At 43.2% G+C, this 24251-nt stretch carries 28 protein-coding genes; 16 read left to right on the top strand and 12 right to left on the bottom strand.

What is annotated here, in order from left to right:
• Nucleotides 1-72: 72 nt before the first annotated feature.
• A complete protein-coding gene (locus tag AAFP11_RS11140; protein ID WP_341737125.1) occupies nt 73-345 on the bottom strand; it encodes a DUF1816 domain-containing protein in 273 nt (90 codons plus the stop codon).
• A 692-nt stretch (nt 346-1037) separates the two neighbouring features.
• On the opposite strand from AAFP11_RS11140, the gene AAFP11_RS11135 reads away from it, so the two are divergent.
• The 6 genes from AAFP11_RS11135 to AAFP11_RS11110 all read left to right on the top strand — a co-directional run bounded on the left by AAFP11_RS11135 (nt 1038) and on the right by AAFP11_RS11110 (nt 5616).
• Nucleotides 1038-2156 carry a mechanosensitive ion channel domain-containing protein gene (locus AAFP11_RS11135; RefSeq protein WP_341737124.1) on the top strand — a complete coding sequence of 373 codons (1119 nt, stop codon included), beginning with the start codon at nt 1038-1040 and terminating at the stop codon, nt 2154-2156.
• 91 nt (nt 2157-2247) lie between these two features.
• Entirely contained in the window at nt 2248-2400 is a 153-nt protein-coding gene (locus tag AAFP11_RS11130) for a hypothetical protein (RefSeq protein ID WP_341737123.1), read from the top strand.
• Nucleotides 2397-2684 carry an L-histidine N(alpha)-methyltransferase gene (locus AAFP11_RS11125; RefSeq protein ID WP_341737146.1) on the top strand — a complete coding sequence of 96 codons (288 nt, stop codon included), beginning with the start codon at nt 2397-2399 and terminating at the stop codon, nt 2682-2684. The genes AAFP11_RS11130 and AAFP11_RS11125 overlap by 4 nt, the downstream gene beginning before the upstream one ends.
• Before the next feature lie 48 nt (nt 2685-2732).
• Entirely contained in the window at nt 2733-3287 is a 555-nt protein-coding gene (locus AAFP11_RS11120) for a Uma2 family endonuclease (protein ID WP_341737122.1), read from the top strand.
• A gap of 155 nt (nt 3288-3442) precedes the next feature.
• Nucleotides 3443-4195, top strand: coding sequence for a RibD family protein (locus AAFP11_RS11115; RefSeq protein WP_341737121.1), 753 nt, complete (start codon nt 3443-3445; stop codon nt 4193-4195).
• 221 nt (nt 4196-4416) lie between these two features.
• Nucleotides 4417-5616, top strand: a complete 1200-nt coding sequence (locus AAFP11_RS11110; protein ID WP_341737120.1) for a GNAT family N-acetyltransferase — start codon at nt 4417-4419, stop codon at nt 5614-5616.
• A gap of 168 nt (nt 5617-5784) precedes the next feature.
• On the opposite strand, the gene AAFP11_RS11105 is transcribed toward AAFP11_RS11110, so the two are convergent.
• A complete protein-coding gene (locus AAFP11_RS11105; RefSeq protein ID WP_341737119.1) occupies nt 5785-6330 on the bottom strand; it encodes a hypothetical protein in 546 nt (181 codons plus the stop codon).
• A 549-nt stretch (nt 6331-6879) separates the two neighbouring features.
• Entirely contained in the window at nt 6880-8223 is a 1344-nt protein-coding gene (locus AAFP11_RS11100; RefSeq protein ID WP_341737118.1) for an ATP-binding protein, read from the bottom strand.
• Nucleotides 8224-8511: 288 nt separating this feature from the next.
• Between AAFP11_RS11100 and ftsH4 the strand changes: the two genes are divergently transcribed.
• Nucleotides 8512-10377, top strand: a complete 1866-nt coding sequence (gene ftsH4 / locus AAFP11_RS11095; RefSeq protein WP_341737117.1) for an ATP-dependent zinc metalloprotease FtsH4 — start codon at nt 8512-8514, stop codon at nt 10375-10377.
• Nucleotides 10378-10678: 301 nt separating this feature from the next.
• On the opposite strand, the gene AAFP11_RS11090 is transcribed toward ftsH4, so the two are convergent.
• The 3 genes from AAFP11_RS11090 to AAFP11_RS11080 form a co-directional block, all read right to left on the bottom strand.
• Nucleotides 10679-11113, bottom strand: a complete 435-nt coding sequence (locus AAFP11_RS11090; RefSeq protein WP_341737116.1) for a hypothetical protein — start codon at nt 11111-11113, stop codon at nt 10679-10681.
• Nucleotides 11094-11570 carry a type II toxin-antitoxin system antitoxin SocA domain-containing protein gene (locus tag AAFP11_RS11085; RefSeq protein WP_341737115.1) on the bottom strand — a complete coding sequence of 159 codons (477 nt, stop codon included), beginning with the start codon at nt 11568-11570 and terminating at the stop codon, nt 11094-11096. The genes AAFP11_RS11090 and AAFP11_RS11085 overlap by 20 nt, the downstream gene beginning before the upstream one ends.
• Nucleotides 11571-11909: 339 nt before the next feature.
• Nucleotides 11910-13289: an NB-ARC domain-containing protein gene (locus AAFP11_RS11080; protein ID WP_341737114.1), complete on the bottom strand. Its 1380-nt coding sequence runs from the start codon at nt 13287-13289 to the stop codon at nt 11910-11912.
• 276 nt (nt 13290-13565) lie between these two features.
• Here AAFP11_RS11080 and AAFP11_RS11075 point away from each other — a divergent pair, with 276 nt between their 5' ends.
• Together AAFP11_RS11075 and AAFP11_RS11070 are read left to right on the top strand one after the other, a co-directional pair.
• Nucleotides 13566-14474, top strand: a complete 909-nt coding sequence (locus tag AAFP11_RS11075) for a GTPase domain-containing protein (protein ID WP_341737113.1) — start codon at nt 13566-13568, stop codon at nt 14472-14474.
• Nucleotides 14475-14476: 2 nt separating this feature from the next.
• Nucleotides 14477-14740 carry a hypothetical protein gene (locus tag AAFP11_RS11070; RefSeq protein WP_341737112.1) on the top strand — a complete coding sequence of 88 codons (264 nt, stop codon included), beginning with the start codon at nt 14477-14479 and terminating at the stop codon, nt 14738-14740.
• Between the two features lie 205 nt (nt 14741-14945).
• Here the strand turns inward: AAFP11_RS11070 and AAFP11_RS11065 are convergent, their stop codons facing one another.
• Nucleotides 14946-15278 carry a XisI protein gene (locus tag AAFP11_RS11065; RefSeq protein ID WP_341737111.1) on the bottom strand — a complete coding sequence of 111 codons (333 nt, stop codon included), beginning with the start codon at nt 15276-15278 and terminating at the stop codon, nt 14946-14948.
• Nucleotides 15269-15685 (bottom strand): XisH family protein, encoded by a 417-nt coding sequence (locus AAFP11_RS11060; RefSeq protein WP_341737110.1) that lies wholly within the window; start codon nt 15683-15685, stop codon nt 15269-15271. The genes AAFP11_RS11065 and AAFP11_RS11060 overlap by 10 nt, the downstream gene beginning before the upstream one ends.
• A 42-nt stretch (nt 15686-15727) precedes the next feature.
• Here AAFP11_RS11060 and AAFP11_RS11055 point away from each other — a divergent pair, with 42 nt between their 5' ends.
• On the top strand, nt 15728-15880 hold the full coding sequence (locus AAFP11_RS11055; protein WP_341737109.1) for a hypothetical protein: 153 nt from the start codon (nt 15728-15730) through the stop codon (nt 15878-15880).
• A 193-nt stretch (nt 15881-16073) separates the two neighbouring features.
• On the opposite strand, the gene AAFP11_RS11050 is transcribed toward AAFP11_RS11055, so the two are convergent.
• Nucleotides 16074-16262 (bottom strand): PIN domain-containing protein, encoded by a 189-nt coding sequence (locus tag AAFP11_RS11050; protein WP_341737108.1) that lies wholly within the window; start codon nt 16260-16262, stop codon nt 16074-16076.
• The gene (locus AAFP11_RS11045) at nt 16259-16504 is read right to left on the bottom strand and encodes a type II toxin-antitoxin system Phd/YefM family antitoxin (RefSeq protein ID WP_341737107.1); all 246 of its coding nucleotides are present in this window, start codon (nt 16502-16504) and stop codon (nt 16259-16261) included. The genes AAFP11_RS11050 and AAFP11_RS11045 overlap by 4 nt, the downstream gene beginning before the upstream one ends.
• A gap of 165 nt (nt 16505-16669) precedes the next feature.
• Here AAFP11_RS11045 and AAFP11_RS11040 point away from each other — a divergent pair, with 165 nt between their 5' ends.
• Nucleotides 16670-16936: a hypothetical protein gene (locus AAFP11_RS11040; protein WP_341737106.1), complete on the top strand. Its 267-nt coding sequence runs from the start codon at nt 16670-16672 to the stop codon at nt 16934-16936.
• Nucleotides 16937-16947: 11 nt separating this feature from the next.
• Here the strand turns inward: AAFP11_RS11040 and AAFP11_RS11035 are convergent, their stop codons facing one another.
• Nucleotides 16948-17436 carry a M48 family metalloprotease gene (locus tag AAFP11_RS11035; RefSeq protein WP_341737105.1) on the bottom strand — a complete coding sequence of 163 codons (489 nt, stop codon included), beginning with the start codon at nt 17434-17436 and terminating at the stop codon, nt 16948-16950.
• A 578-nt stretch (nt 17437-18014) separates the two neighbouring features.
• Here AAFP11_RS11035 and AAFP11_RS11030 point away from each other — a divergent pair.
• The 3 genes from AAFP11_RS11030 to AAFP11_RS11020 all read left to right on the top strand — a co-directional run bounded on the left by AAFP11_RS11030 (nt 18015) and on the right by AAFP11_RS11020 (nt 20733).
• Complete coding sequence (locus AAFP11_RS11030; RefSeq protein ID WP_341737104.1) at nt 18015-18923, top strand: ParA family protein; 909 nt, start codon at nt 18015-18017, stop codon at nt 18921-18923.
• Complete coding sequence (locus AAFP11_RS11025; protein ID WP_341737103.1) at nt 18920-19372, top strand: hypothetical protein; 453 nt, start codon at nt 18920-18922, stop codon at nt 19370-19372. The genes AAFP11_RS11030 and AAFP11_RS11025 overlap by 4 nt, the downstream gene beginning before the upstream one ends.
• Nucleotides 19373-19464: 92 nt before the next feature.
• Nucleotides 19465-20733 (top strand): DPP IV N-terminal domain-containing protein, encoded by a 1269-nt coding sequence (locus AAFP11_RS11020; RefSeq protein ID WP_341737102.1) that lies wholly within the window; start codon nt 19465-19467, stop codon nt 20731-20733.
• Between the two features lie 88 nt (nt 20734-20821).
• Here the strand turns inward: AAFP11_RS11020 and hpsL are convergent, their stop codons facing one another.
• A complete protein-coding gene (hpsL, locus tag AAFP11_RS11015; protein WP_341737101.1) occupies nt 20822-22480 on the bottom strand; it encodes a hormogonium polysaccharide biosynthesis protein HpsL in 1659 nt (552 codons plus the stop codon).
• A 206-nt stretch (nt 22481-22686) separates the two neighbouring features.
• On the opposite strand from hpsL, the gene AAFP11_RS11010 reads away from it, so the two are divergent.
• Nucleotides 22687-23388 (top strand): alpha/beta hydrolase, encoded by a 702-nt coding sequence (locus tag AAFP11_RS11010; protein WP_341737100.1) that lies wholly within the window; start codon nt 22687-22689, stop codon nt 23386-23388.
• A gap of 586 nt (nt 23389-23974) precedes the next feature.
• Complete coding sequence (locus tag AAFP11_RS11005) at nt 23975-24223, top strand: DUF6761 family protein (protein ID WP_340522145.1); 249 nt, start codon at nt 23975-23977, stop codon at nt 24221-24223.
• Nucleotides 24224-24251 lie beyond the last annotated feature (28 nt).

The raw sequence follows: 24251 nt of genomic DNA, 5'->3' as shown, positions 1-24251 counted from the left end.
ATTTGTGAACCCGCAATGTGACAGGATTTATATCGATCGACCTCTTCATGTTTTAGCCTTCAACCTATTATGTTACTCTTCGCTGGTTTGTAGTTGGCTGGGTTGACGACCTTGTTTGATGTCGATGCTAATTTTTTTAGCTCCTTTCCTCTCCAGGTCTCTGATATAGCCGATCGTGCTATTTTCGGCTTCATCTTTACTTCGATAGGGGCCAAAGTAATAGGTGCGGTTTGGTGAGTCTGTATCCACTTCCACCCACCAGTCGCGATTCCTACCACTACTCATAGGTTGAGTGAGTATCAAAAAAGTCATCACGTACATAGCCAAGATAGAAAATCCAAACATAATACACCTCTGTAATAAGTCAAGTAATTTTTACTGTTCTTAACTTATCAGGGCAAATAGCTAGCTGGAATCGTCCTCAGTGCTGATTAGGCTCAGGTAATTGTTGAGACTTTAGGCAAGTATCGATAATTGGCGATCGCCTCCGTGATTGATTTTAATATAGCAGTCGCCAAGTCAGTTACTCTGTTGACTAACCCTTATATCGTAACAGCAACAATTGCTAACAACAGCAATTGTCCTGGTGAAAATTATCCGCAAGCCCATCTAGTAGCGTATGTCAATGATTGTTAGAAAAGTTGACACTGTGCGTCAACCTTCAATTGGCCGCCCCAGGCGACGCCAGAAAGCCGGGGTGTCAGCCCCACCTAGTTCGCCCCACATCTAGAGTGCGATCGACGATCCGGACCCGCGACGGTGGCTCAGGGACGGTGATGAAGGTGGCGAAGTCAGGGGTAAAGGTAGCGAAGGTTTACCCTAACTACGCAAAAACCAAAACTACGCAAAAACCAAATTTTGGCCATCTCATATATTTCTTATATTTTTGCCATAAAGTCTGGTAACATGTGATTGCTATATTACTGACTCGCTAAACGGGAGCAATTCATTCCGCCAATAAAAAAATTAACTTAGGCGAATTTCTCCCAATAGTTTCTTGGTCAAGTAGAAAAACTCAATTACCCGTTGATTAACCTATGGAAGCAGTTTGGGACACGCTAAAAAATATCAATTACTCCGGCATACCGATTGCCAAAATCGCTATTGTTATCATTATCCTGACCTTAACACAGACATTAAGGAGATTTTTTGTTTCAGTCATTGTTAAAACCATTGAGCGTTTTACTAAAAAAACCGAAACGACACTTGATGATGAGTTGATTGCAATTATCAAGCCTGCTTTAAGTTGGCTGATTCTGATTGGTGGATTTTCACTTAGCAAAGAAATTCTAGCAGAAAACTTAGGTTCTCAACTGAACCAAACAATCGGTAGTACGATCAACTACATAGTCATTTTCATAGTTGCTTATGTTGTTTACCGAGGCTCTTCTATTTTGGGTCAGGTAATAGCCAACGTAGTGCTACACACTGAAACAGAGCTTGATGAATTGCTCAGACCTTTAATGCCAAAGATTTTTCAATCAGCAGCAATTATTGTATTGGCAATCAAGATAAGTGAGATATTTTTAGGACAATCTGCCGCTGCATTGGTTGGTCTATTAGGCGGTGCTGGTATCACCTTTGGTTTGCTGTTGAAGGATATCGTTTATGATTGGTTTTGTACATTGATTATTTACTCCGATAATCTCTATCGAGAAGGTGACTGGGTGGGAATATCAGGAGTAGAGGGTTTTGTGCAGATACTCCATATCGGATTCAGAACCACAACTCTGCATATATATCAGTGGGGTTCTATAATGAAAATGCCGAATTCTAAAATGATTTCTGGCATTGTAGAAAATTGGTCACAAAATCCTGGTAGTGAATTAAAGTGGGGTCTTAGTTTAACTCTCAAAATTGATGGCATATCAGCAAAGCAAACTGCCAGAATATGCGATGCTCTTCGAGAAATACCCTCAAATATTAAGGGCTTATCGAAAGAAATAATAGTTCGTTTTAGCAAGATTGAAAATAATGCCAGAGTCATTAAAGTCGTTGCTTTTGTTAATGATGACAATCTCTACTTTGATGCTGAGAAAAACTTAAATCTAGCTATCCTAGAATTACTAGAACAAGAGGGAATTGATTTCCTTCATGTGGAACTTAGAACTGAGCCGGAAAAATATAAACGGAGTTTACAAGCAACCAACAATTGAGCATCCATTTACGGCAAGGATTCATTCTTGCCTGTGAATTTCATGCCAATAATTTAAGAAAAACATTCAAGAGCATGACTGAATTTATGCGATGGCCCTTTTATTAATTGGCATTAGACGCATTCACGAAAATTTCCAACTGAGTCACGATGTAACACCATATTATTTGTGGAATTTAGATAGTTTCCATAGAGCCTTAGAAAAGGGTTTAATTGCTATGGGACTGTTAGATGTCACCGAATAGATGTCACCGAACCATATAGCGAAAGCATTCTCAAAGATAGTGCCATTCAATTACAAAAGGAATATCCGGCTTTACATATTCAAGGGTTAATAGGGACTTACGAACAAGCCATCGCCCAATTAAAACCTACATCTTTGCCAGCGCGGATGATTTTTTTCTTGGGTAGTTCTATGGGGAATTTTACCCCACAGGAATACGATATTTTCTTAAACCAAATCACCGATGTACTCGCCCCAGGAGATTACTTTTTACTCGGTATTGACTTGCAAAACTCTTTGAGATAAATGTGCGATCGCCTGTACAATAACAATAAAAACATAGGAGTAATCGCCGTGAGCGTCACAACTGTAAAATGGACGGTTGCAGACTACCACCGCATCATTGAAGCCGGGATTCTGGAAGGGCGAAAAGTTGAACTAATAGGTGGAGAAATCATCGAAATGGCTCCCGAAGGAGAATCTCATGCTTACTGTAGCGATGAGGCTGGAGAGTACCTAATGTACTTGCTGGGAGATCGGGCTAAAGTGCGGCAAGGTAAGCCGATTACCTTGCCACTTAACAACTCCGAACCCGAACCAGATATCGCTGTAATTCAACGTTTGGGACAAAATTATCGAGAACATCATCCCTATCCAGAAAACATCTTTTGGCTGATAGAATACTCCAATTATACCCTAACTAAAGACTTGGGAATTAAAAGCAAAATTTACGCAGCAGCCGGGATTGCCGAGTATTGGGTTGTCAATTTGCGAACTATGGAATTAATCGTGTTTCGAGATCCTACCGATGAAGGCTATCAATTCAGAGAAACTCTGACTCACGGTAATATTAACCCCCTGGCTTTTCCCGATGTTTCAATTGCGATCGAGCGTTTATTAGGGAATTAGGTAAATGAGTCGGCTCTCTCGTAATTATGGTGATAAGTAATGATTATGAGCTAGCAAAATCTAGGGTTTCAGCTTTCCTTATTCAGGAATTTAGTATTATTTGCTACATTTTACACCCAACATCCGAGAGAGCCTATTATGCGGAAAGTTATCGAATGATTCACACAACAGTAATACTGGCAATGAGTGCCGATGGCAAAATTACAGATACCGCCCTCACCGCCGCCAGATTCGGTTCAGCTAACGACAAATCCCACCTCGAAAAACAAGTCGCAAACAGTGATGCAGTTTTGTTTGGCAACGGCACTTTACGCGCCTATGGAACCACTATGAGAGTAATTTCCCCCGATTTGCTCGAACAAAGAAAACTGCAAGGAAAGCCCCCACAACCCGTGCAAATTGTGTGTTCGCGATCGCGCGAATTTGACCCCAACTGGCGATTTTTCCAGCAACCAGTTCCCCGCTGGCTGCTAACTGGAAATGACTGTAGGAAAACAGCAATCCCTCTCGGATATTCCCCCCTTGGGGGGGGTTGGGGGGGGTTGACTTTTGATATTGGTGCAACATCTCTGTTCGATCGCACTTTAATCGCCAACACTATCGAGAGAGAAATCGATTGGATTGATGCTTTTCAACAACTAGAAGCCCTCGGAATCGAACGTTTGGCAATTTTAGGAGGCGGAAAACTCGTCGCGTCTGTGCTCGCTGTAGGCTTCATCGACGAGCTCTGGCTGACGGTGTGCCCGCTAATTTTGGGCGGCGCGGATGCACCGACACCTGTGGAGGGAAAGGGTTTTTTAGCGGATTTAGCGCCCAAATTGGAGCTGTTGGCGGTAAAACAGGTGGGGGGTGAGGTGTTTTTGCATTATCGGTGCGATCGAGCGCAGAGTCAAAATACCCATAAATAGGGGAGTTGTATTAAGTTAAATGAACAAGACTTACGCATGGAGAGTCTCAAAGCTCGATCCCCCCTAGCCCCCCTTAAGAAGGGGGGGACAAGAGTATTCAAAGCCCCCCTTAACAAGAGGGGGGGGGACAAGAGTATTCTCAAAGTCCCCCTTGTTAAGGGGGATTTAGGGGGATCTCTGCGTAAGTCTCGATGAAGTTCGCTCTACGCTCAAATTTCCCTATGCTGCCAAAGCCAAAAGCTCAACAATATTCTGTAGCCTGGATTACGAAAATAGCAGATATTTCGCAAGCATCGTGGGATGCTTTGGCGATGCCGCTAAAAACGCCTTTTCTCGAATGGAATTGGCTTAACAATCTCGAAACTTCCGGTAGCGCCACAGGTAAAAACGGTTGGCTACCGCATCACTTGACAGTGTGGCGAGACAAACAGTTGATTGCTTGTGCACCGCTTTATATCAAAAGTCACAGTTACGGCGAATTTGTCTTCGACAATCAGTGGGCTGATTTAGCTCAACGTTTGGGTGTTCAATATTATCCCAAATTGATGGGAATGACTCCTTTTACACCCGCAGAAGGCTATCGGTTTTTGATTGCGGAGGGGGAAGATGAAGATGAGTTGACGGGAGTCATGGTAAGCGCGATCGACTATTTTTGCGATCGCCACAATATCTCTGGTTGCAATTTCCTATACGTCGATCCGGTATGGCGTCAACGCATGGAACAGCATGGTTTTAGTGCTTGGCTGCACCACAGTTATATTTGGCAAAATCAAGGATATCAAAATTTTGAGGGTTATTTAGGCACATTTAATGCCAATCAGCGCCGTAATATCAAGCGCGAACGCAAAGCTGTTGAAACAGCAGGTTTGTTAGTCAAAACTTTGACTGGCGATGAAATTCCCCAACCCATGTTTGGGCAAATGTATGCTTTTTATGAGAATACTTGCGACAAATTTGGCTGGTGGGGAAGCAAGTATTTGACGAAGCGATTTTTTGAACAATTGCATGACAATTATCGCGATCGCGTTTTGTTTGTAGCAGCCTATTCTAAGGAAGACGACAGACAGCCGATGGGAATGTCTTTTTGCTTGTATAAGGGCGATCGACTTTACGGGCGCTATTGGGGGAGTTTGCAGGAAATTGACTGCTTGCACTTCGATGCTTGTTACTATACACCGATCGAATGGGCGATCGATCGCGGCATCCAAACCTTCGATCCCGGTGCGGGCGGGAGGCACAAAAAACGGCGCGGCTTTCCAGCGACACCCAATTATAGTTTGCACCGATTTTATAACAACCGTTTGGCGCAAATTCTCAAGTCTTATATCGGTCAAATCAATGAACGAGAACAGGCAGAAATTGATGCAGTCAACCAAGATTTACCTTTTACTCAGTTACCTCCTTTGTCTCTAGGCGATTAACTGGGAATAGGGAATTGGGAATTGGCAATTGGGAATTGGGAATAGGGAATTGGCAATTGGGAATTGGCAATTGGCAATTGGTTAACAGTCAACAGTCAACAGCTAACAGTCAACAATGCCCAATGCCCCATGCCCAATTCCCGATGCCCAATTCCCGATGACTAATGACTAATTCAAAAATACTTTCCCATCTTCCTGAACTTCCAGGGATTTGGTATCAGCGCCCAAGTCAGTGGTTGCGCCAAAAGTGATTTGCAACATTCCCGCTGTAGCGGTTGCTTGGGTTCGCACCAACAGCAATCCGCCGTCAGCTCGCTGGTAAGTGAGGGTGATTGGGGCTTTCAAGTTTTTGATCGAAATTTCTGATTGTTCCCCCAGAGTGCGAGATTGACTCATCCCAACTACTTGATAATTGATCACAGCATTGGTGCTATTTACCAGCTTGATTGTCACCATACCTTCTACTGGGGTGATTCTGGCACCGGGAAACGGAAATCGGGGAGGCGCATCTTGGGGTGTCGCAGGAGTCGCTGTAGCAGGAGTCGGTGCGCTGACGGGTTTACCGGCTGGTGGCTTAGCAGTCGGTTGGGAAACTGGTTTTCCTTGGGGTGGTGGCCCACCAGCAAGGGAAATGCTGGCGAGACTGACTAGCAAACCTGTACAGGTGGCTGCTAGCAAGCTCAATTTTGGGAATTGTAGATTGTGGCGAAACATAAGTAACTCCTCACGAGTTCGATCGAGGTTTTCCACCGTTAATGTTAATGTATGACTTGACCTCCCCACCCATGAATCGACTGGATTCTTCTGTGGTAGGGCGCAGAGGAAAAGGGAAAGAGGGGCAGGGCTGTTTCATTCTGGTGACAAATCATGGTTTTGTAGGGGTAGTGCCAAGAGTGCCTACCCTCCTACCCATTGGTGTCAACTTAAGCCTGAAAGCCTTGGTATCTCTCGTTCATAGCCAAGTCTAGATCCCCCTAAATCCCCACCCCCCCCTAGCCCCCCCACCCCCCCCTGCCCCCCCCCAAGGGGGGATGGGGGAAGGGGGACGAAAGATCGGACTCTTATCCCCCCCTTCTTAAGGGGGGCTAGGGGGGATCTAGATTTAATAGTCAAACAGCAGTCTGTGGCTACCTTTGACCTTAAGTTGACACCAATGCCTCCTACCCTCCCCATCCACGATTTTGTAGGTGTTTCAGAGATTGGGGCAACCACGGGGGGATTGCCCCTACAAAGAATGAAACAGCCCTGGGAAGAGGGGAAGTTTTAGGGGCGAGATGTTTCTGATTTGTGGGCGGGGAGGGTGACGATAACGGCGGTACCTCGATCGACTTGGCTGTCTATGTGGATGTGGCCTCGGTGATTTTCGACAATGGCTTTGGCGATGGCCAATCCTAAACCCGAACCGGCGGCGCTGCGGTGGGTGCGGGCGGGATCGGCGCGGTAGAATCGATCGAATATGTGCGGCAATGCTTCTGGGGAAATACCGATACCAGTGTCTGTGACTTTGACTTGCAGTGCGGGATTTAACATCTTGACTCCAAGCTGCAATTCCACTTGAATTTCACCGCCAGAGGGCGTGTACTGCACAGAGTTGCTAAGGAGATTAGTAAAAAGTCGGGCTAGTTGATCCCAGTCTCCCAATACTGTAAAGTTACCTTCTGTGTTTGGTGAATCGACTATTTCTAAGGATAAAGAGAGATTTTGGGTTTTGGCGATCGCCAGTTGTTCTTCAATCACTTCAATCAACAAAGCATCCAGGGGAACCACAATCCACTGCTGCTGTACGATGCCACTATCTTGTCTAGCTAAAAATAGCAAATCATCAACCAAACGTCCCAAACGGCGAGTTAGGCGTTCAATCACTTGTAGCTGTTGATATTGCTGAGGTTCGATATCCGGTTCCGCCAAAGCGACTTGGACATTAGTTTGAATAGTGGCGATCGGATTTCTGAGTTCATGAGAAGCATCAGCAGTAAACTGTTTGAGACGCCCATAGGATTCTCGCACAGGTTCCATCGCCAATCCCGACAGCAGCCAGCCAATAGCCGCCACACAAATTAGAGTTAAACTAGCACCCAAAATCAAATCGAGAATTAATTGGCGAATCGGTTTTGTCACCTCAAACCAAGGATGGCTGACTCGCAAATATCCCAAAACTTGGCGGCCGATTTCCACTCGCTGCGTCACTTGTCTGAGAGAATAGTTTTCAGATTGCAACTTATTGTTAACTACCCAAACCGTTTCCCCCATACGGTTAGCATGAATCGGAATATTCAGCGGTTCCGATAAAGTAGACCAAAGTAATTTGCCCGTAGGACTAAACCATTCTAAATCAATATGGTCATCCTCCACGGCATCCGTGCTGTCTCGAAAACTCGCTTGAATATTAACTTGCGACTTAGTTGTATATCCGATAGTATGGGAAGTTAACGGTTCAATAACCAGAGTGCGCTCAACTACTTCGACAACATGATTAAGAGTGTCGTCAATGCGATCGATTAAAGTATTACGAACGTAGAAGTAGAAACCCGTGGCGAATACAAGTAACAAAACGGCAGTAACAGCAGTGTACCAAATAGCGAGACGACGACGAGTAGTTTGAAACATGGGAAATTTGGAAATTAACGAACCGCGAAGGCGCAAAGAGCGCGAAGTAAGAAAAGAGGAATAAAATATTAAATAAATTATAAAATAATAACCATTTACAACTATAACACTCTTTCCTTCCTCTCTTCCTTCGTGTTCTTCGCGCCTTCGCGGTTCGTTTTTCATTCCCAATCAGTGCAGCCCGGTTAACCGACTAACAAAGTGAGGAAATCCGCTTAGCACTCCGCGCACTTTTGATGGCAAAATAGATGAATAAAACAAATTTAACTAAAAGGATGATCGTTATCAATGGCAATTAAAGACCAGCCCCAACCCCCTCGTTTTCGCCAAATCAGCAATATTTTGTTATTGCTATCAAGTCTGTTTTTACTGGCTAACATCTTTTTACCGAATTTGTTCGGGCCCCAAATTCCCCAAGTTCCTTACAGTTTGTTTGTTCATCAAGTGCAAGAACAAAATGTAGTCAGAGCTTCGGTAGGTCAAAATGAAATTCGCTACCAACTCAAAGGTGAAGGTGATAAACCAGGACAAGTTCTGTCAACTACGCCGATTTTTGACCTGGAATTACCTAAACTTTTGGAAGACAAAGGTGTGGAATTTGCAGCAGCTCCTCCGCCTAAAAATGGCTGGATCGGCAGTGTTTTGAGCTGGGTAGTTCCGCCACTGATTTTTGTGGCGATTTTTCAATTTTTTATGAACCGGGGCGGTGGTGGTCCGCAGGGTGCTCTCTCGATCGGCAAAAGCAAAGCTAAGGTCTACGTGGAAGGTGAATCGGCGAAAATTACATTTGCTGATGTGGCTGGAGTAGAAGAAGCTAAGACTGAGTTGGTCGAAGTTGTTGAGTTCCTGAAAACTCCAGACAGATTTACGGCAATTGGCGCGCGCATTCCGAAGGGTGTGCTGTTAGTCGGACCTCCGGGAACTGGCAAAACTCTGTTAGCAAAAGCAGTGGCTGGTGAAGCTGGTGTGCCGTTTTTTAGCATCTCTGGTTCGGAGTTTGTGGAATTGTTTGTCGGTGTTGGTTCTGCAAGGGTTAGAGATTTATTCGAGCAGGCTAAGAAGCAGGCTCCTTGTATTATTTTCATTGATGAGTTGGATGCGATCGGTAAATCTCGTAGCACTAATGCTGCTTTTGGTGGGAATGACGAACGGGAACAAACTCTCAATCAATTATTAACTGAAATGGATGGTTTTGCTGCGGGCAATACTACGGTAATTGTGCTGGCTGCAACTAACCGCCCGGAAAGTTTGGATGCTGCTTTGTTGCGCCCCGGCCGTTTCGATCGCCAAGTTTTGGTCGATCGCCCGGATTTATCTGGCCGCGAAGCAATTTTGAACATTCATTCTCAAAAAGTGAAGTTGGGCCCGGATATTGACTTGAAGGCGATCGCCACTCGTACCCCTGGTTTTTCGGGTGCAGATTTGGCAAATTTGGTCAATGAAGCTGCTTTGTTGGCGGCTCGTAACAAGCGTCTCACTGTCGCACAAGAAGACTTTTATGAGGCATTTGAGCGCGTTGTAGCTGGCTTGGAAAAGAAAAGCCGGGTGCTCAACGAAAAAGAGAAAAAGATTGTGGCTTACCACGAAGTCGGGCACGCGATGGTTGGCGCTGTGATGACTGGCGGTGGCGAAGTATCGAAAATCTCGATCGTCCCGCGCGGTATGGCTGCATTGGGTTACACGTTGCAAGTACCGACTGAAGATCGTTTCTTGTTGGATGAGGCGGAATTGCGCGGTCAGATTGCTACACTACTTGGAGGGCGATCGGCTGAGGAAGTTGTGTTTGGTAGCATTACTACTGGCGCTTCCAACGACTTACAAAGGGCCACCGATTTAGCGGAACGGATGGTGACAACTTACGGGATGAGTAAGGTTTTGGGGCCTCTAGCTTACGATCGCGCTCAACAATCGTTCCTCAGCGATGGTATGGGAAATGCGCGCCGTGCGGTGAGTGCCCAAACTGCGGAGGCGATCGACAAAGAAGTGAAAGAAATTGTGGAAACTGCACATCAACAAGCTTTGGATATCCTGAAAACCAATCGGGAATTGTTGGAAACAATTACGCAGAAGCTATTGGAAACTGAAGTAGTTGAAGGTGAGGCTTTGCACAAATTACTGGCTGAAGTGCGGCCTTTAGATCAGGCTGTGGCTTGAGTTTAACAGGGTTTCTCTGGGGGTCCAGAAACCGGGTTTTTACGATAATACTCGCTATAGGTGAGAGATTCAGAAAAAACCCGGTTTCTTTGTCGCAGTGGAATCCCAGAAACCGGGTTTTTACGATAATACTCCGCTGTCGGCGACAAATTCGGAAAAAACCCGGTTTCTTTATTCGGAGTGCGTAAATCCTGTTTGATTTAACCACTGATCAACGCAGATAATAACAAGACCACCTGCGTTTTTTGATATTTATCAACTTGTAAATTGTTAAATTGACACTCTAAAAAGTATAATCATTTCAACTATAAAGATTGTGGTCTGGGTCTAGCCAAACAATATAAAAAATATTTTCACTAAAAAATCCATGTACCCGACCGTATTCATTAGCAGAGATTTGAAACTGGTATGGCATATTTACTAACGCAGATTCATTGGGAATCCCAAAACCATTAGGTTCAGTAGTATCTTGCCAAACTATGCCATGACAGCGCAGACTTTTACTCTGATTATTGATAACTTCTTGAGAGTTCAATTGTGACAAATCGCGCAGCCTTCTCAATAGAGATGCTAGATACTTAGCATCTCTACCGCCAATGGAGAACTTATCTTTATCATCCTGATAATACCTGAAAGAAAAACTAATTCCTTCGGGTATTTTGACATCTAGACGATTGATACTAGATAAAGATTGCTGGCGGCGTATATCTGCTTTTTTAATTTTCTTCGATAACACGGGTTTTGTAGAATTCTTTCATTAATTCCTTAGAAATAATAGCATGAGAAGGTTCATCTTTTGGCAACTCACCTCTAGCATTAATCCAAGGATCTTCGCGTCGCACCATCAATTCTAACTCATAGGCATCGCAAAAGAAATACTCATCGGATAACTCGTCTAAAAACTCTTGTACTTCTTCTGGAAACTCTGGTTTTTCGACTTCCTTGAGAATTGGCTTAAAGTCAAATTGTTCTTTGTATTCATAAAATAAAGCCGGGATAGTCGGCCCGTGCACCCAGGCTTCAAAATCTTCATCAAAAAGCGGTGTATCTTCAAAGGCTAGATACCATGCTTGGGCGTAGTACAATAGTTTTTGTAGCTTGTGGTTGCTGAGATAGGAACCTACGTCATTGGCGAACCAGATATAGTAATCAGCGAGTTGGGAGGCGGTTGTGATTGTAGTTATTGTGGTCATATAACTCGACTCAATAAGTTTTGGATTCTATGATAGCACATCGATTAACCGCCTCCATAATTACAATAATTTCAACTGTTTCGCGCGGGGTGGGGGCGGGTTTTTTAGTCTCTAGATATCCTTTAAGGTTATTGGTGAACCCGCCCCTACAGGTTTTTGACCGCAGGTGTAAGATATCAGTTATAACCCTTTGATATATTCGCCGATTACTGGTATAATAGCGAATTCCTGTAGCTGTAGGGGCGGGTTCGCGAACAGTCTTAAATGGTGCAAACAAATTAAATAAACCCGCCCCCACCCATAAAAAAGCCCCTTATTGATATTAGTGCAATATCTCAGTTACAACCCTTTGATATACTGCTTCAGTACAGGTGACAAAGTGTAAAGACTTTCCTGTTTTTCTATTAAGCAGCGCCGCGATAAAGATTGGAGCGCGTTGAGTAAATCTGATGATGATATTTGTCCTTTTTCTAACAATTTTGCTAGGTTGACTGGCTGGTTTTCTTTCGCCAACAATGACATGACTTGTTTTTCTAGTTCGGAAGTGCGATCGCACTGCTGCTGTAAAACATCTTTCAAATCTTCCGGCAACAATATGCTATCATCTAGTAATAATTCTGTCACGCCGATTCCCAACTCTTGAATCAGATTCGCCACGCTTTTCAACCATAACGGATTGCCTTCATAGCGGTGAATGAGTGCTTCACTGTTGTCGATTTCTTCTAACCCACAATCTCTCAGGATTTCCCGTCCGGCTGCGATGTCTAAACCTTTGAGTTGTAAGGTACGAATGGGAGTATTTTGGTTTTTAAATTGAGTCACTTCTCTCGGTTGTTCCCAACCGATTAGCAGAAAGCAACTTTGATGGGATAATTTTTCTATTTGTTTGAATAAAGAGCGATATTCTTCGTACTCTGGTTTATATTTCCCTGCCAATTCACCACTACAAAAAAGGTTGTGAACGTCATCTAAGACTACTAAACAACGATGTTTTTGTAAATATTTAATTAGTGGTAAGCGTTTGGGGTTTGTTGGGGATGAATCTGGGTTTTCTGACTGGGAAAAAAACTGTATTAGTTTATGTTCAAATTCATCTAGGGTGTGGGATGCGTCGATGCTGCACCAAATAACGTACTCAAACTCGTCTTTAATTTGTTGTACGAGTTTTACTGCTAGGGTTGTTTTGCCGATTCCGCTGATGCCGGTGAGGGCTATGAGGCGGCTGTTTTGTTGTATAATCGAGGTTGTGAGGGTTTGGAGTGAATGGGTGCGATCGAAGAAATCACCCAATTCCGGCATCTCGCTTAAATCTTGATGTAGAGTTTTAGTCTGTTTTGAGTTAGCTGTTTCCTGATTTAGTGGGTGTGACTTTGATATATCTGGCGGGTGTCTACCTTCTCCACAGATGTTAACGCTGTTAATTTGCACCGATTCTTCTTGTGCAACGTTTGAATATATGGAAACTTGAAACCTCTCCATTACCGATCGAAAATTCTTTTTATTGATATCCTCCCCTAAGTCTTCTGAAAGTATCTGCCATAATTTCGCTCCGATTTCCCTGGTGCGACTTTCAGAACAGTCAAAATCTTTCGCTATTTCTTTGTATGTCTCGCGTTGTAGAGTTCCTTGCAATACCGCTGCTTGCAAATCGTCAAGGTGCTGACCAGTTTTAGCAAATACTATGTCATCAGCGAATTTTAACATTTCTTTAAGATTCATCTGGTTGGGTAGATGCGATTATTTTATGTATTATAACTCACATCTGCCAACATTCTCGTACATTTTCGTACAAAACCAGATTAAAGAAAGTGAATATGGGAAAAAGCTCTCGGCAAAATAGAACATTTTTTTAGTTGACAAACCTGGAGTTTATTCAGGATAATATGATAAATATAAAACGTAAATTGAAGTATTGAGCGCTAGCAGTTCTATATTTTGCAATTTATATATTTTGGAATATTGTATTAAACAGCCTTGATAGGGTTATGAACAGATATGAGCAAGAAGGGTATATTTTTTATCATTTTTTTCTTGATTGTTTTCATTTTCGTTATAGTTTGGATATTTTATTCTAATTTTTCCAAGCCAGACGCTGCTGTAACTATTGCAATTTTCGTATTTGGTGCATTGGGAGCGTGGTTATTTAACCATATCAGGGACGACTTAGATTGTTTGCTTGGTAGCATATTTATCAAAAAATCAACTTATAGAATTTGTGTTTTTGGTCGGGCTGGCAGTGGTAAAACTACCTTTATAGAAACCGCTTTTACACTTACAGATCCTGACAGAAATAGAATCTCGACTGATGTTTTTGACTATTATAAGTTCCCAGTTCAGGTAGGATTAAAGAACTTTAGAGACGTGGCAATAGCGGACTACCAAGGGCAAAATCCCAGTCAGGTAATACTTGAAAGTCCGCCAGACTTTTTTGGTACTCCAAAAAATCGCGTAATTAATGCGATTTTATTCATTGTAGATCTTGTTCCTAGAAAAGTTGACGGACAGGGCTTGCCCTATAATGATGAAGATATACTTAAGTGGCTTAAGAATGGAGATATCTCAGATAAAATAGAAGAAAGAGTTCGAGAACACTACGACTACATTGGTGATGCCATGTTACAAGTAATGTTGAGCAACTTATATAGCAAAAATTTAAAAACTGTTATAGTTTTGATAAATAAATTAGATATAATTGAAAAACTGACCGATAACGGAGATTTAACTCTAAGCAATTCTCAAAATCCTCAAGATTATGCTAAGCAACATTTTAAACGGATGATCGACAATATTTCTAGAGCTTGTGATGAATTAAACATAAATGATTTTTTTGTTTTTACAGCCAGTGGAAAAAGGAAAGATCATCTTACACCTTTAATCGCCCATCTATTAAGAAGAAGGAGTTGAATATGTCTGAAGAGCAACCCAAATATAGCGATCCTGGAGATCGGGTAGACTATCAAGTTATCAAATCTTATGGAGGTGCTAGTAGATATTCTGCACGGAATAACTTATATTCTACAGCGACTTTTGTTATAATAGTCTTGTTTTTTTTAATGACAACTTTTCAGGCACGAAGAATTAGCGATTTGGAAAAAAGAGCATCAGATTTAGAAACAAAGGTCGTCAACTTAGAAACAAAGGTTACTAACTTAGAATCTCAGAAGAAATGAATTTCGGTCTTGAAAAAGACCGATCGCCCTTCACACCAAATACCAAACACTGCGATGATTGTACGAATTGCGATCGCCCATAACGCATCAAGATCGATCGCCCTTTGTTATTTCCGATGACCGATCGCCTAAAATGAAAGAGCGATCGCCCTCACAGCAAATATCAAACACTGCAATAATTCTACTTATTTTCCGATCGCAACCACTACCCCACCGCCAACTCTGTAAACTTCCGCATATACGGCGATCGATATCCCAGAACTATATCGGACTTAGCTACTCCCGATTCAATTAGCTCGTTAGCTATTCCCACCTCAGTTCCATCCCGTTGAATCCAAATTTTACCCGATCTAATTTCGATGTGAATCACACATCCATAAACTCGTCCTTCTCCACGCCAACCCACATGAAACATCAAGTAGCGATCGCGATCGCGATCGAAAGCAATTTGAGTCTCCACTTCTGGATCTTCATAATCGCAGGTAGAGTGTTTTTCAATAATCGATTTTATCAGTTCTCTATATTTTTCTATCTCCATGATACAATTTCCTCTTTTACAGGATTAAATACAAGCAAGTTTAATTGCATCCGCGTCACTGACATTTGAGCTAAACGTCGAGTAAAAAACTCCTCATAAATATCTTTCGGAACTGCTAAGTAAAGGACTCGATCGGGCTGTTGATCTTCTAGGACCACTTTATAGTTCCAAGCTTGACCAATAGCTTCGTGAAACTCATTAATCACTGAAAGACCTAAAAAACATTTAATTTCTACTGCTATTTTTTGTCCATACCTATCTGCTCCTAATAAATTATTTTCCGCACCTAAATCCACATATAACTTATCCTCATCTACTTTGAGATACAGAGGATCGTGAGTAATTATCCACCCTTCCTTTTCCAAAGCTGAACGTACAACAGCATGAAAGATATCTTTTGCAGGCATAGATTTTCCTGAACTATACTGTTTATCATAGGCGATCGAGTCATGCCAGCACAACCCCTTCAGATTTTTTCCGATCGGAGCGATCGCCCATCGCGCATCAAGACCGATCGCCTACAAAAATATAAAATATCCCATCTCGCCGAGGGTCATTATACCCGAAAGTTGTATGGCTTCATTACGCTATTGCCTAACTGAGTGTTTGTAGCGCCGAATTGCCTGTAAGGTTGGCATCAACTGTGGCTAATGTTAATCCATAGTAAATAGCTGTGGCACTAATGAATCAGTCTGCGGGGTCTTGATGAGGCAGTGCAATTTCGCGACTCAAAATCGCAATGGAGTGATTCATTTGAGCTTCACGAGTTTCCAGGGTTTTTAAAGCTAAGTTAACTCATGTTACAGGATCTGGCTGTAAAGATATCCGTCCTTTTTCTGCAAGGATGAGTGTCTCCCAAATGCTAATTGGACTCAGCCAAAGTTCGGTATTAGGATCGGCGATCGCCGTTTGAAGCGATCGCGATAGGCGCGGATCGCCGAGTAAATACCACAGCCAAATGTGGGTATCGAGTAAAAGTTTCATTCTAAAACCTCCCACGGTTCGGCGACAGGAGCAATTAAATCTCCTAATATTTCACCGCTTCCTTTCATTGCGCCAAAGCTGGGACGTAGAGTTTGGGTGGTCGCAGGATAAATAATCACTAATGCTTTTCCTTCATGGATGACGGTTAGAGGAGTTTTGGTACGTTCGACCTCTATCAATAGAGTCGGTCGGGTTTGGGTTAATTCAGTCGTGGTAATTTGCGCCATTTGTTGACCGCTCACAATCTTATTCTATTTCCACTATTCTAATGCGATGATTGCACGGATAGTGCGATCGCCCTTTCTATTTTTTCAACCTGGAGCGATCGCCCTTTCTTGTTTCTGATGACCGCCTAAAATGAAAGAGTGATCGTATAATCAAAGTATCAATCCTCCTGAGATTCCGTGATGACTATCAAAGAACTCCTCATCCAAGAAATCGATACCACCCCTGACGAACTGCTGGCGGATATTCTCAGTTTGGTGCGATCGCTCAAATCGTCTCTACACCCCCAACTCAATACCTACGAACAACTGCTAGATCGTATCGACTACCTAGAAGCTATTATTGGCATCCGTAAAGGACTAGAAAGCTTCGAGCGAGGTGAAGGTATTCCAGCCGATCGAGCCATGACAGCGCTACAGCAGCAGTTCAACATTCCTCCCCGTCTATGAGTTATCAAGTCCTAATTCAACCACCCGCTTTTGGTGAAATTGAAACCGCCTATCGTTGGATGTGTGAGAGTGTCGCGGTTGCGAATGTGCGTTAGTTCGTGGGCTAACACGCCTTCCAATTCTTCGCGGGAAAGCAGTTTGATGATGCCTTCGGTAACTGCTATTGTCGCGTGTTCCGGGTCTCTTCCTGTGGCGAATGCGTTGGGAGATTGAGTCGGAACTACAAAGATTTTCGGTACGGGAATTTCGGCTTTGGCGCTCAATGATGCTACCATATCGTAGATTTCGGGAGCTTCGCTGCGGGCGATCGGGCGGGCGCGGTAAGCCATTAATGCTGCGGTATCGGAGTAGTACCAAGAGCTAAAACTGCTGAAGGCGGCTAATGCTAAGCCGATGTAAAGTCCTTGTTCGTTGCCGATTAAATAATAGCTACCTAAAACTAGAAGGCCGCTGAGAAGTCCTAGTAGCGCTGCTGTCCTGAGTTGATTTGTTCCTTGCATGGCGGGTTGGGGGCGATCGCGAATTTTGGTATTTTTGAGCTTGTTATTAGATTTTCACAGGGACTGGCGATCGCACCTCTATCTACCGAAATAACTGCTAGGGCCAATAGTAGTATTTTGTTGAGCAACCCCCAATAATTACTGTGCAACAGGCCCTCCAGCCTGTTCTAGACGGGTGCATCTCAATGAGTGCAAATATATTCGTAGGGGCGAAGATGACCGCAGAAAATTTATTAGTGATAACAAGAGATTTACAGCGGTCATGCTTCGCCCTGAAAAAATCGGGATGCTCCCGTTCTAGACTTGCTTCCATCGCGACTTGATCTAAAAGTTTGACTTGGTTTTGACAGGCTTGATTTTAGTTAAATCTGTTTGGCAAATAACAGGATATTTTTTAGTTATTTGCTTCTTAAATCAGGGATATTTAGGAATAATTTTACCATTTTCAATGATATACTATCAAAGTCTAAGTTTGAGAACCCTGGGCAAATCCTGACCCTCCTAGGCGATCGCAAGCTGAACTCAGTCACACAATATGTTTTAATTTATATTTGAGCAAAATCTAAACAAAGGCAACCATGACTCCAAAATCCATAGCCGTAATCAACTTCAAAGGCGGTGTCGGGAAAACCACCGTCACTTGGAGCCTGGGAAATATTATATCCCAAGGCACAGACCTCGAAGTTCTAATGTTAGACTTAGACCCGCAGATGTCCCTCACAGAGGCGATCGGACTTAATGAAAGTACAGGTCATTTAGATGACAAATTTGGTAAGTGGTATGAAAAATCACTCCGGGAAAGGCGCACAATTTACGATGCTCTCGAACTGTTTAAAAAAAACGGACCTAATTTTAAATTTCCCGTTGGTTTCGACACGATTTATCAAGTTGATGAACAGTTACATTTTGTCCCTTCCGTAGAAGAATTGTATTGGTTGGATCTGGACGGATTTGATGGGAAAAATGTTAAAGACTTCATCCGCAGATTTATCAGCAAAATTAGCAACTCTGCCAACTCCGTTAACTCCCTCAACCCAGCTAAATCTGCCACTCTCCCTAAATATGATTTGATGCTGTTTGACTGTTCTCCTTCCTTTAGTCTCCTCACTTACAGCGTACTTTCTTGTTGCGACTTAGTATTAATTCCCGTAAATCCAGATTACTTTGGTTCTAGGGGATTGAGTTTGGTCTTAAACTCGTTGCAAAAGCGGATTGAACCTTATCCTTTCCCCAAAATAGCAGTGTTTATGAACAAAGCTAAAATCTATGGAGGATTGCTGACTAACGAGGTTCAGTTTTATATGAGAGAGGTGAAAAGACTTTGCGCTGATATCTCCAAAGACAATAATATAGAAGTTAAGTTTTTAGAATCGACTATTCGCGAAAGTGTCGGTTTGAAACGAGCTATTAATGAAGGAGAATTGCCACGAGAATTAGTTAGGGAATTTGAACAACTTTGGAGTGAGTGTGCGGAGTATCTAAAATGATTAAAAAAGAAAGTTTGGGTGAGGATGAAGAAACCTCGCAGTTAGTTGATGAAATTAGCGAACTTAAGGAAATCCTGCGCGAGGTTTCTCGGAAACTAACTAGGATTGAGGCTAAAGTCCGGCGGGGAGGAATTTCTGCCATTTCCAAAGTCTCTGAAGCGACGGTATCTCCACCAGAGGTAACTACGGATAAACCTGCTAGTTTATCGCCGGAACAGGTACTCCAAATCTATGAACAACTGCGTTTGAAAGCTAAAAATGGTAAGGAAGAAGAGGTGAGGAAAAAGTTGTTGTCTATGACTGCAACGGATTTGAGTTTGATTTGTTTGGAATTGGGGATGCCTCCCACCGCAAAAAATCCATCGCGCAAAAAAATGATTGAGGTAATTATTGGTAGAATCAAACAGAGTTTGATGTTGTCGCGACATATCGATCGACAAACACTTTAACACTGTTCAGCTTTGTGACTCACAACCCTTCCGCTGGAATTAGTTGTGAGTTGAAACCGCCCGACTGACAACTAAGGAGATAAATTGACAAAATGCGTTTAAAAAAAACATGGCGAATTGGTGCGATCGCCCTATTTTCACTCACACTCTTCATCACCCTGTTTTTGAGCCTCTCAAGCCCTCCCGCACCCGCAGCTCAAAAACCGAAGACACTGGCATTTTTGGCGCTTCAGAGGCGTGGTGGCGAGGTAAGAAACAGTTTATTTACAGTCAATACCAATGGCTCTGGGCGTCGCGAACTTGCCCCCAACATAGATGTTAGTCCCGCCCTTGCTTGGTCTCCCAACGGCCAGCGGCTGGCTTTCGTGGGTAGCGATACGGAGATGTATACAGTCAATGCGGATGGTTCTCAATTAACTAAACAATTTTCTGGAGATTTCTGCAAAGCAGCTAATTTTAGAATTGCCTGGGCTTCTAATAGTCAAAAACTTGTGTTTGGGCGTTCTTGCGACGGTTCTACATCGGATACACCGGGTAGTCAATCTCTGTATACCAGCGAGACTACAGGTATTAAAGGAACTAAATTAGTTCGGAATTTGGCAGTAGGAGGACAACCGCCTCAAACTGAAATTTCTTCGGAATTTTACCTGTCACCGGATGCCCAACAGGTAGCATTTGTTAAAGACAAGAACATCTACAAAATGAATGCAGATGGTTCGGGCATGACTCAATTAACTAAAACCCCAGGAGAATATGTTTCGGGTGGTAGCGAACTTGTTTGGTCTCCCGATCGCACCAAAATTGCTTTCTGGTTGGGAACCTATCCTCAACAACAAATTTACACCATCAATACTGATGGTAGCAACCTCAAACAACTGACGAACAATCCCCAAAATCAAGCTTACAACATCAAACTATTTTGGTCGCCAGACAGCCGCCGGCTTGCCTACTATTACAACAAAGCGGGGGATAGGGGTGGCAAACAGCAAGATGTTTATGCGATCGATATTAACAGCGGAACCGCCCAAAATATCACCAAAAAGCCCACCAGATACGACGCACTTTCCTGGTCTCCCGATGGCAAAAATCTCGCCTTCGCCACCGGAGATTTTTACCAACAAAAACTCTACACAATTAATGCTGACGGTTCCAAGCTGACTCCGTTAGCTGCTCAATTAGAATTGTCAGGAATTTCTCAATTAGCATGGTCTTCTGATAGCCAGCAAATTGCTTTTACTTTTAATGATATTAAAGGGGACAAAAGCAATTTGTATGTAATCAATCGCGACGGTTCGGGAGTGATTAAATTGAGTAGTAACAATGACTTGAATGCTAGCACTCCAGTTTGGCAACCTCAATAATCCCACTCAAAATTTAAAATTTTCTCGGAGTCCGCTAGGAGTGGACTTCGTTTACTTTTGAGTTATTTCAATCGCCTAGTCTCTATTTTCAAATGGGGGAAGATGCTAGAATCTTTTTCTCCTTTAATTGTTGGCGATCGGGTAATTCATCTACATCAACTTCCTCGTTTTTTTCCTCCTGCACCTGTTTGTCAATTTTTGGCAACTTCAAGATAGCCCCAGCCAAAACCCAGTAATAAACTGATACTGGATCTACATCCAGCGGATAGTATTGAGTATTGATGGTAATAAATGCCACAAATACCCAAAAACTAGCTCCATAGGTCCGTAAACTTTTGTCTTTCACAGAACGGTAAGCTCTAAAAGTGAGAAAAGCTAAGTGTAACACCATGAGCTGAAAAGCAATCATTCCCGGATAACCGAGTTCGTACATCAACTTAGGTTGAAAAGTTTCTATGAGTTGGGTTGCACCAAAAGTCCGGGTTGAATTCGTCGCTCTTCCCACACCTCTCCCCAGATTTCTGTCAATAATAAAATTATGGCTCTGCTCGAATTGATTAAACAGAAACTGTTGGGGTGGCGCGGCATTCCAGCGGTTAATAAAACTCTCCCACCGCTGCTCGATAATTCCTGGGTTAATGGCTGCACCGACAAATAGTAAGATAGCAAGTCCTGCACCAATGGGAATGAATCTTTTAAAATTTACTAATTGACCGGTGAGAATTAGTAGCACAAAGGTAGCACCGGGAACCATAACTAAAGCAGCTCTTTGACCCGAAATAACGGCGTTGGCAAATACTAATGCCATGCCAAATAAACCGATGGTTCGCCACCAGAAGGAAGGGTCGCAAAAAGCAGCAGCAAAGGTCAAAAAAGCATTGGAAATTAAAAACCATGCCCACTGCCAAGGGGCGACAAAAGTGCCTGGTAAACGGATAAACTTGACTTCGGGACTAAATACTAGAGAACCACCAACCAAACATCTAGCTTGTAAGGTGGCTTTATATAACTCTGCTCCCGACATTCCTCGCGTGCCGGCGCACCTCCCACTTTGCAGCAATAGATACTGAATTAAACCCAAAATGCAGCAGACGATCGCTAAAATGATGTGCATTCGACTAAAAAATATCAAATCTTTCTTAGTGCGGATCAGATAATAGGTACTGGCGATCAGCGGTATGTAACCGATCAATACTTTTAAGCCGACAATTCCTTGCAGCAAGGGTTTCTCACCCTTCATGGGGTTAAGCTGCATATCCCCGTTGACAAAAATTAAAGTCAGCATTGCCATCATGAAGAGGATGCTGAAGGTAAAAATCAGTTCTTTGGGAAGGAAGATGGGCAATTGTTTCTTTTTGCAGCTTTGAATAAGGGCGATGAGAGCAGGTATGTAGAAAGCATCTTTTGCTACTTGAAATGCTGCATTTCCGCCGCCAATGGCGTAAGTGATGGTCCCGCTAAAAGGTAGGTAAATCAGAAATGCCCACAGAGCTTGACGGGGATATTTGTAGGAAAATAGCAAGATTGCTACGGCGAAGCCTGCTGCAATGGCAAGTTTGGCGCGGGTAACAAATAATAGGGGGATGATGACAACGGTGCTGATTAAGGTGTAAATCGCGATCGCCTGGATGAGTTCATTGCGCTTTTGTGAAGTTTTACGTTTTTGGGCAGCTATTTCTTTTTTACTGAATCCTGTGTGTTTTTGTTTTTGTTTAGACTTCGGGGATTTACGCTTGTTTTTTAACATAAATTTTCAGATTTATTTCAAATAAATAATGCAGGGAAATCCACAGAATCAATCGTTGGCTAGCGACTTAATCCTGAGAACAATTTATCAAGTTTTTTTGTAGGTGTAGATGCTGTCAAAAAAAAGGGTCGCGAGCTTGTAGAATATAACTCCTGCATCTACAATAGTGTAGGAAGCTCTAATTAGTTTTAATTTTGCAGTCAATTATGAAGTTAACAAAATTTGTATCGATCGGCATCACCGTATTTTTGGGAGCAAGCGCTAGCATATTATCGACCAATACTAAAGCATTAGGCGCAGAAAAAGTTGTCCTCACCTTTGGCCCCATCAGACAAGCCATTAATGTCACCGACTTAGAAGACTTTGCGAAAAACGGTACAACTACCACCACCATCCGACAAATTATCGGAGTGTCAAAAATGGATGCGGGAACCCTGCGCGGGTTAATGAGCCTAGAAATTGGCTTAAAGCCAGCTAATCTAGCGCGGGTAGTCTACAGTACCCCAGGAGAAAAAATTACTGACGAAGTTGGTCAAGCAATTCGGACTCAACGCAATACAGAAAGTGGCAAAGCTTTGCGCGCCGCGATGATCCTCGCAGCCAGCGATGACGGGAAAGTTTCGGTGCTGGAAATCCTGAAACAGTATCCTTTGCCGGAAGTTTATGTAGATGTTGCCAAAATTGGGGGTGCGGTAGCAAAAGTTCAAGGTTTAGCGGGGACTTTGCAAACATTGCTTCAGGATAGTATGCGATCGACTACGACAACTCAAACAACTCGTACCGAAACGACAACGACAGTGGAACCACGTCGCAGCGTGCAGCCCACCACTGCGCCTCCAGCCCGTCCCGTCTTTGCCCCAGCCCCCGCACCTGCACGGACACCACAGCCTGTCAGAGGACTTTGGTGAAGATTCAAAACTTTATGGCTGTGATTGGGGAATATTAAGTTGTGAGTTTGGAGTTTTGATTTAAGTCGTGTCTGTTGCTTCTTATAAAGCTATGAACAAGACAAGGGTGACAATTTTAAAAATTTTGTCAAATTTTGCCGATTGAGACTCCAGAAAGATTCCAGCGCTCTGGTGACTATCTTACAATGAAAGTATTAGAGTATGCATTCGATCGACTCGCCGGCCTCAATCCTCGGCAAAAACAGATTCCCAACCAAAAATCCCTTCCTGGGAAGTTGACAAATCTGCCAACTCAAACTAAAATAACGACCACCGTTCCCTCGGTAGCCGGACCACTGACACAGTTTGACCATAAAATTAAATAACTTCCCGACTCTATTCAACCCAGGATGAATCATCCATCTAGCGTTTACACACTTTGAGTCGTGCCAACTAGCCCGTGAAATTTTTTATGGAGGGTAACCTGTTAGCAGGGTAGAAATTGTTATTTAGCAATAGCCTAGACCTGAGCAATTGGGCCACAGTCGAAGCATTTTCTAAATCCCGCCGTCATTGTACTAACCACAAAGGATTTCAACCTCACACCATGCTTCAAGACACCCAAACCATCCGGCACTACCAAAAACTCACCGACGCCCTCGTCGAAATGTGGAATAGAGGTTATCGTTTTGATGACCTGCGACTCTACTTAGACGGGTATTTGGCAGCCCTCCGTCATTCAAACGGTTTAGAACCCTACCTGATTCACAGATTGGAGGAAGAAGCCGCCCGTTATATTCACGACCCCTCCAATTTTGAAATGCCCATGCCCCAGCCTGAATCCGGCTATTACTAATACAAAATTTATCTGTAATAGTCAGCAG

Origin of the sequence: Microcoleus sp. CAWBG640, from assembly GCF_020883015.1 — a bacterium.
GTDB classification, from domain to species: domain Bacteria; phylum Cyanobacteriota; class Cyanobacteriia; order Cyanobacteriales; family Microcoleaceae; genus Microcoleus; species Microcoleus anatoxicus.
This window is presented reverse-complemented; position numbering and strand designations above follow the sequence as displayed.